Genomic DNA, 7,197 nt, shown 5'->3' on the forward strand with positions numbered 1-7,197 from the left:
GAACCGTAGCCAACAATGGCTGCCCGACCTCACCAATGGTAATTACAGCCAAAGACAAGATCACAGACGAAGTATTGCCAGAGACGGAAGTCGCCCTCGTTGATGGTAGCGGACAGATTGTAAAAACAGGCACAACCAACAGCCTTGGTGTGGTAGAATTTGCCAACGTTGAGCCTGGCGACTACACCATCCAGTCTAAGCTTTACGATACAGCGCTGGAAGAAGGTAAGATTGCTGCCAGCGATTTCAACACCTCCACTTCTGTACAGAAAACAGTTTACTACGATGATCCCAACTTTATCATCAAGGGTAAGGTGTTCTATTGTAACAGCCCGAACCCACTACCAGGCGTAACCCTCAATTTGAGTAATAAAACAGCCAACTTCCTGAAGACTACCATCTCGAAGAGTACGGGAGAATTTGTGTTCTACCTGGATAGCCGCGCTACTTATGAGCTTTACGCCAAGAAAGAAAGCTTCCTTTCTCAGGTAGTAGATGTGGATGCCAACAACTATGACCGCTCAAAATCAGTATTCGTACGGTTGGAAATCTGTGCCGATGAAGTGAAGTGTGGTGATGCCATTAACCTGGATAACATCCTTTATGATACCGGAAGTGCTGCCATTCGTTCGGATGCAATGCCAGACTTGAACAAGGTCGTACAGTTTATGAGAGACAACACGGATGCCAAAGTAGAACTGTCTGCTCATACAGATAGTCAAGGCCGAGCTTCTTCCAACATGGCCCTCTCCCAGCGCAGAGCGCAAGCCGCTGCCGACTATATCATTGCTCAGGGCATCCCTGCTTCTCGAGTAATTGGCCAAGGCTACGGAGAGACCAAACTGCTCAACAGATGTGCTGATGGCGTTAACTGTAGCGCTGCCGAGCACCAGGCTAATCGCCGTACAGAGTTTAAGGTGATTTGCCCTGAATAGTACTAGGTATTTTGGTAGAAAGTAGAGGGTAGAGCGATTTGTGATTCATAGATTTTATCTACCCTCTATTTTAAAAAAAAAGATGACATCTCACTTACCTTTCTCTATATCAATTACATATACTAATATTAAAAACCATTCACAAGGCTAGATGCTTGTGCTTTTTAAAAACACCATTTAAATCTATAATCATGTTAATTAATTCCAATTTCATTAAGCGAACTATTTTTCCCACAATGGCCATGATAGGGCTATTATTTCTTTTTGCTTGTGGAACGGATGCTCCTGCCTCACAGGTAACAGAAGGAGAAAACGTAAATACAGAAGGTACAACGCCCATCAATACGATTCCCAACCCAGGAGATCCTTCCAAATATTTCGTACTTGCCTGGTTAGCTGATTGTGTTAATGATAAAATCATGGTTATCAGTCCTGAATCTGCTGTACATGATTCAACCATTGCCGTCCAAAATGAAGCACACGGATTTATTCAAGGAGCTATTAGCAATGGTTCTTTACAAAAAATTATCGGTCAGCAATCATTAGCAGACGGATGGGGTCCTGTTGTTCGCCTTGAACCTACCTGGACGACGCCTTATTACGCAGTATCTAATCTAATGTACTGCCTGAAATCTACGGATCAAGAAAGTGGTGATTTACACTACACTGTAGGTATATCTGGAACTGATGCCATCTCGACATTTGACTGGTTCACAGAAGACCTTGCCGTTGATACATTAAGTACATGGCCCCAAGGAGGGAAGGTTTCAAATGGCTCGCTTAGAGGTTACAACATCCTCAAAGATTTGATCAATGAAAGAGGCGCTTCTTTACTGGTCTTTTTACAAAATGAAGTCCTGTCTAATCCAGGCAAATCCATCAGTGTTTCTGTAACAGGGCACAGCTTGGGAGGAGCAATGACTCAAGTTTATTCTTCTTATATCAGAGCAAATCTTGACAGCCAAGTCAACGTAAAAGCTTGGGTATATGCAGGGCCTACTGCTGGCAATCAGCTTTTTGCTAGTAATTTGGTAAGGCAGCTTAGCGGTCAGTACTATGCATACAATAACAAACTAGATGCCATTCCACACGCTTGGGCATCTTCTCAACTTAATGAATTATGCGGACTTTATGATGGCAAAAAAGCATGTACGGATGGTATTGTTATTGGAGCAAACCCTCTTATCAATGGCGTAATCAAATACCTGAGAAATATTTCAGCTAGCGGTCAATATACTATGCCTCCCGGCCAGTTGACCAGATTTGATTCACCAAAAGACTACTACATTGAGTGTAAAGATTTAGACACCTTTTCATCAAAATTAAAATCCACCTTTAGTACAGAATTAGGTAGAATCGTCAGTAACTGTTCTAACAGAACAATTACTGACAATGATTACCAAACGTTTGCTTCCTATTTTACAGAAATGGGCTTACAACACACGTCTGCTTATTTAGATCACTTTGTTCAAGATACGGCTCAGCAAAATATTATAAGTGAATACTTTTATCATCTAAATGCCCAAGACAAAACCATTAACGAAGAGGCGGCAGGTATAGTCCTAGAGTTCTTCATCATGAATGCAAGTTCTCTACCACTAAAGGATTGTGATTGTTCCACCACCAGTAATTAAAACCTTATTTATTCGGCCCTGTGACCCTGAGTAGAAAAGTAAATATGCTCTATTTTATAAACATGAGTCATCCCGAATTTTGATTGCCATCAAAATCCGTGCTGACCAACTGCAAAACCTATCGTTAAAGACGAAACCCCATGATTTCTACTAGTGAAATCATGGGGTTTTCTACAAAATAGTCAGATAAATCACTCTTTTCAGCTATTTAATGGCTCTTTCTATCCCGACAACAAAGTGTTTTCACTTCGTGGCTCCCTGCCGGCCATGCTGGCACAGTAGGCGGGCTTCGGGGTGGGCTTGTGCCCAAAAACTTCAGTCGGGATATGCCGATCAAAGTAGTTAGGGCAAAAGCCCAAACTACTTTAAGATCGGTATAAGTTAAAATCAGGCTGGATTTCGGCCTGACTTATATTTATCGCCTATTGCTCATAGTAAAAACGCTCGTGTACAATCTGGTCGCCTTCCCACTTTTGTACAGCTACCTGCTCCATTTTCACACGGTTACCATCCTTGAAGGTAACCTCCATCATGGATTCTACGAAAGTAGTACCCTTGGCTTCATCGGAGCCGATACCCGTCACCTCTAGATCGTGGAATTCCTGGATGCTGTTTAGGAACTGTACTTCGTAATCGCGACAAACAGCCTTGCTTTCGCGGGTACCACGAGGTTCGGTCATTATTACATTATCGGCGTAGTACTTGTCAAAGGCTTCCAATAATTGGCCTTGACCGAGCATGTTGTAAATGTCTTGTGCTTTTTCTAGATAAGTCATTTTGGGTATTTTTAATTAATGTATACACACTAAATGTATTTACATACAAATTAGTTTAACATAGCGGTACTTTTTTTGAACCACCCAAGGCACTCAAGTTATTTTTTATTAAGAGCTTGTTGGGTAGTTTAATATTTGAAACAGAAGAAGTGCGCAAAGCGGAGCTTGGAGCTCGGGGCCCGGAGGGGGCAAGGACAAAGGACAGCAGTGGTACCGAAGGTAGAAACGAATGGCCTGGTGCCGATCCCGTCCCGACTAGAAAAGTCGGGGTGGGAGAAGGCATGGCCCCAAAGCATTATCCCTCAAATCTTCAACCTATCCCCTATTGCGGACGTTGTTAGTGACATTACGTGTACTTCTCAACTACCATTATGTCTTTTGCTCCTGTTCTGATCATTGGTGCTGGCTTATCTGGCCTCACGACGGCCTACCGCCTACAGCAGGCAAATATTCCCTTTGCTATCCTAGAAGCCCGCGACCGTATAGGTGGAAGAATACTTACAGTGCGCAATGAAACGGGTACTCCCATCGAGATGGGGGCTACTTGGCTGGGTAAAAAACATACGGCCATCAATGCGCTACTAGCAGAATTGGGGATAGAAATCACCGAACAATACATGGGGAAACAGGCGATCTACGAGGCGCTGTCGACCAGCCCACCCCAGCTGGTGCAACTGCCGCCAAACAATGCCCCTAGCTACCGGATTGTAGGCACCTCGACCTCTCTGATAGAGGCCTTGGCCAAACGACTATCTAAAGATGCTATATGTCTGAGCCAGGTGGTTCAAAAAATCGAAAAGATTGATGACGGTTTTACTGTACATACCCAAGATACTACGTTCCGGGCAAATGCCATTGTAAGTACCCTTCCTCCTCGCTTACTGATGCAGACGGTGGAATGTGCCCCTTCGTGGCCCGAAGCGCTGCGAACAATTGCCAATCAAACCCATACCTGGATGGGCGAAAGTATTAAAGTGGGTTTCTCCTACCCTACCCCTTTTTGGCGGGCCAAAGGCCTGAGTGGTACTTTGTTTAGCAATGTTGGACCAGTGGGCGAAATGTACGACCACTCGGATGATGGCCAGGGCTATTACGCGCTCAAAGGGTTCCTCAATGGCGTCTATCACTCGCTGACGAAGGCCGAACGCTGCGAACTGGTACTGCAACAATTGCGCAAATATTATGGCAACCAAGTCGACCAATACACGACCTATGAAGAAGGCGTGTGGCGGCTAGAACCTTATACTTTCACAGATTACGACCAATCGTTGCTGCCCCACCAAAACAATGGCCATGCTATCTTTAGGCAGCCGCTCTTCGGTGAGCGTTTCTTTATTGGAGGAGCCGAAACGGCCAGCGAGTTTCCGGGCTATATGGACGGAGCTGTGCGGCGGGGGGAGGAGATTGCTGTGGCGATTATCGCGCAGCAGTAGTGAGATATACTAAATGTTTTCTTGGGCCAGTTTTGCTTTAAACATCTTAGCCGCAGTGGTATAACCTCCCTCTGTTCCGTCAACGAAGTGTACGTGATTGTCCTTGTAATCAAGTACGTAACAAGACATGATTGAAGAATAAGTGATGTGGGCACCATAGATGAGGTCGCCTGCTTTTTCCAGCTTGTCCAACACCGTAATTAAAGCTGCTATTTGGTCATCTGTTCCAGCAATAACGCTATTGATATTCCCGTCTAACATCAGGGTACTTGACAATTGACGAACTTTTTTCAGGTAACCTTTTCCTTCTTCAAACCACTTAAAATAGTAACGCCCACCGAATGTAAGCAACCAATTTCTAAGTATATAAGTAAAGTCGTAGCGACCCAGTTTGCCGTACATCTCTCTACGAAAATTGGCGATTCGGAGACTAAGCTTAAGCCGCTTGGCAGAAATAGGTTGTCGTCCATCCAGTTTCCCAAAGATGCGATCAATCGCAATCACGACCTCATGGTAAACCTGAGCCTGGCGTTCTTCGTCGGAGCAACTAACCAAGAGGCACAAGATTTTCTCTTCTTTTGAAGGGGGTGCGATCTCGTTCCAACGGCAGTTCATGCCCTCTAAATTAACGGGTAGAATCTCCTTATTGTGATCTTCTTTGGCTGTAAACCGAGCTTTGATCAGCGTTTCGGTATACTTGAGGCCATTACCTAAAATCACAGGAATAACGAGGTAATTATTCAGTTTGAGTTTAGCTATTTTGAGCTGCACCCCTTGCTGATACACCTCTGCAACAGCTAATCCGCCCACCCTTAATACTAAGCCGAATTGGCGTTTAACATGCCGGCGGTAATTATCCAGAATATCAAGGAGTGTCTCCAACAAAAATGCTGGTACTAAAAAAGTAGCACCATCTCCACCAAAAAAATAAGGGATATTAGCAAGTTCATAATATTCCTTGACCTTGTTGCTTACCGCAATGATACTGCCTGTAGCAATGAAGTTGACATCGTGGTGCAAGCCCTGTTCAACAGCAAGCGTAGAATCTTCAACATCCACCACAATCACATGCCAATCGGCAGGTAAGGGCTCGAAGAGCTGTTCTTCTCCCAGCAACTTGTGGAGCGGAAGCCCCGAGGTGGGCAAACGACTATAGAAGGTCTGGTTATCTTTCATTGCAACGAAATGACTAAGTATTGCGCAGAAAACAAACTGCGATTAGCACCATCAATAACCCTTTTTCAGCCTTATTGTTTCGTTTCCAACCTGTAAGCAATGTAGGTAATACCCTGCTGAGCCTGTCCCATTAGCTGCTGGACGGTAGGTGTCGATTCAATTTTGCGATAAGCATCAATGGCGTGTTCGTAACTTTTGCGGGCCGCGAGTAGGCGCTGCGTATCAAAATCGCCCGAAGACTGAGTGTAACCCATATTGTAGTAAGCATCCGCTATCTGGCGCATATTGAAGTCAGAAGGATTGAATTCGTAGGTGCTCTGAAGGCTCATCAGGCGCTGCGCTGCCGGGCTTGCGTTTTCAAATTCACGAAGGGCATACTCGTAATCAAAGGGTTTGGCACCTGCACTGACTTTGAGTACATCCTGGTAGGGAATTCGCTTAAGAAAGGGCTGGAGCTGGATCGGATACTCCCTCATTTGCCAACGCGGATCAGCAGGCAAGTGGATACGAAAAAACACGCCATCCTTGACCAACACCTGCTCCAAATCTATTTTCTTAACAAACTCGGCAGTCACTTCATCGCCGCCAACAGCCCCGCTACCCAAGCTGATATCCACACCGTAGTAGACATTGTCTATCTTCACCATATTCCAGGCGTGATAAGGATGATCCGGATGATCCTTCATGGCTCCATCATAGTAATATTCAGGGTAGTCTTCTGCGTGCCAATGATTTACATATCCCGTAATCAAGTAGCACTCCACACCCATCAAGCGGCACAATTCCTGATAAAATTGTGAGAAGGTTTGAAAATTGCCGCGCTGGGTACGTAATACTTCTTGCAGGTCGACTCTTTCCTTGGCAAATTGCTCACCTTCGAAATCGTAGCTGATGTGCTCGGTTATCCAATAAAAAGCAATCTCAGCAGCTTCTAATTTTGTAGTCGTTTTACTTTGCAGGCTACTGGCCAGCGAAGCCAAAGTCATCTCTTCTGTTGGGCGGTTGATACTGGCGTAGTACTGCAACCGCACATTGAGGGAATCTAGTGCTTGTAGGCTGGAAGCCGCGCTTAAGAAGCAGAGTAGAGCAATTACTTTAGCATGTATAATCATAGGCATTTGAGCATCGTAACAGGGGTGTTTAATGCGTTGTATCTACTGCAAAAATAGGAATTTTGAAGCATTTTCTTTTGAACCACCAAAGGGCACTTAAGGGGAGAGTATTTTGAACCACATAAGAAAAC

The 7,197-nt window shown here is 44.8% G+C and carries 6 protein-coding genes; 3 read left to right on the forward strand and 3 right to left on the reverse strand.

What is annotated here, in order from left to right; translation table 11 throughout:
• Positions 1 to 935: OmpA family protein (locus tag ACRBG0_RS28325; protein WP_431490189.1), on the forward strand; the 935-nt coding region annotated here is incomplete at its 5' end.
• Positions 936 to 1,126: 191 nt separating this feature from the next.
• Positions 1,127 to 2,569, forward strand: coding sequence for a lipase family protein (locus ACRBG0_RS28330; RefSeq protein WP_431490190.1), 1,443 nt, complete (start codon positions 1,127 to 1,129; stop codon positions 2,567 to 2,569).
• Between the two features lie 422 nt (positions 2,570 to 2,991).
• Here the strand turns inward: ACRBG0_RS28330 and ACRBG0_RS28335 are convergent, their stop codons facing one another.
• Positions 2,992 to 3,345, reverse strand: a complete 354-nt coding sequence (locus ACRBG0_RS28335; protein ID WP_431490191.1) for a SnoaL-like domain-containing protein — start codon at positions 3,343 to 3,345, stop codon at positions 2,992 to 2,994.
• A 371-nt stretch (positions 3,346 to 3,716) separates the two neighbouring features.
• On the opposite strand from ACRBG0_RS28335, the gene ACRBG0_RS28340 reads away from it, so the two are divergent.
• Positions 3,717 to 4,778 carry a flavin monoamine oxidase family protein gene (locus ACRBG0_RS28340; RefSeq protein WP_431490192.1) on the forward strand — a complete coding sequence of 354 codons (1,062 nt, stop codon included), beginning with the start codon at positions 3,717 to 3,719 and terminating at the stop codon, positions 4,776 to 4,778.
• A gap of 9 nt (positions 4,779 to 4,787) precedes the next feature.
• Here the strand turns inward: ACRBG0_RS28340 and ACRBG0_RS28345 are convergent, their stop codons facing one another.
• Positions 4,788 to 5,954 carry a DUF3095 family protein gene (locus tag ACRBG0_RS28345; protein WP_431490193.1) on the reverse strand — a complete coding sequence of 389 codons (1,167 nt, stop codon included), beginning with the start codon at positions 5,952 to 5,954 and terminating at the stop codon, positions 4,788 to 4,790.
• A 71-nt stretch (positions 5,955 to 6,025) separates the two neighbouring features.
• On the reverse strand, positions 6,026 to 7,072 hold the full coding sequence (locus tag ACRBG0_RS28350) for a transglutaminase domain-containing protein (RefSeq protein ID WP_431490194.1): 1,047 nt from the start codon (positions 7,070 to 7,072) through the stop codon (positions 6,026 to 6,028).
• Positions 7,073 to 7,197: the final 125 nt, after the last annotated feature.

It is taken from the genome of Lewinella sp., from assembly GCF_050633125.1.
Lineage (GTDB): Bacteria > Bacteroidota > Bacteroidia > Chitinophagales > Saprospiraceae > Lewinella.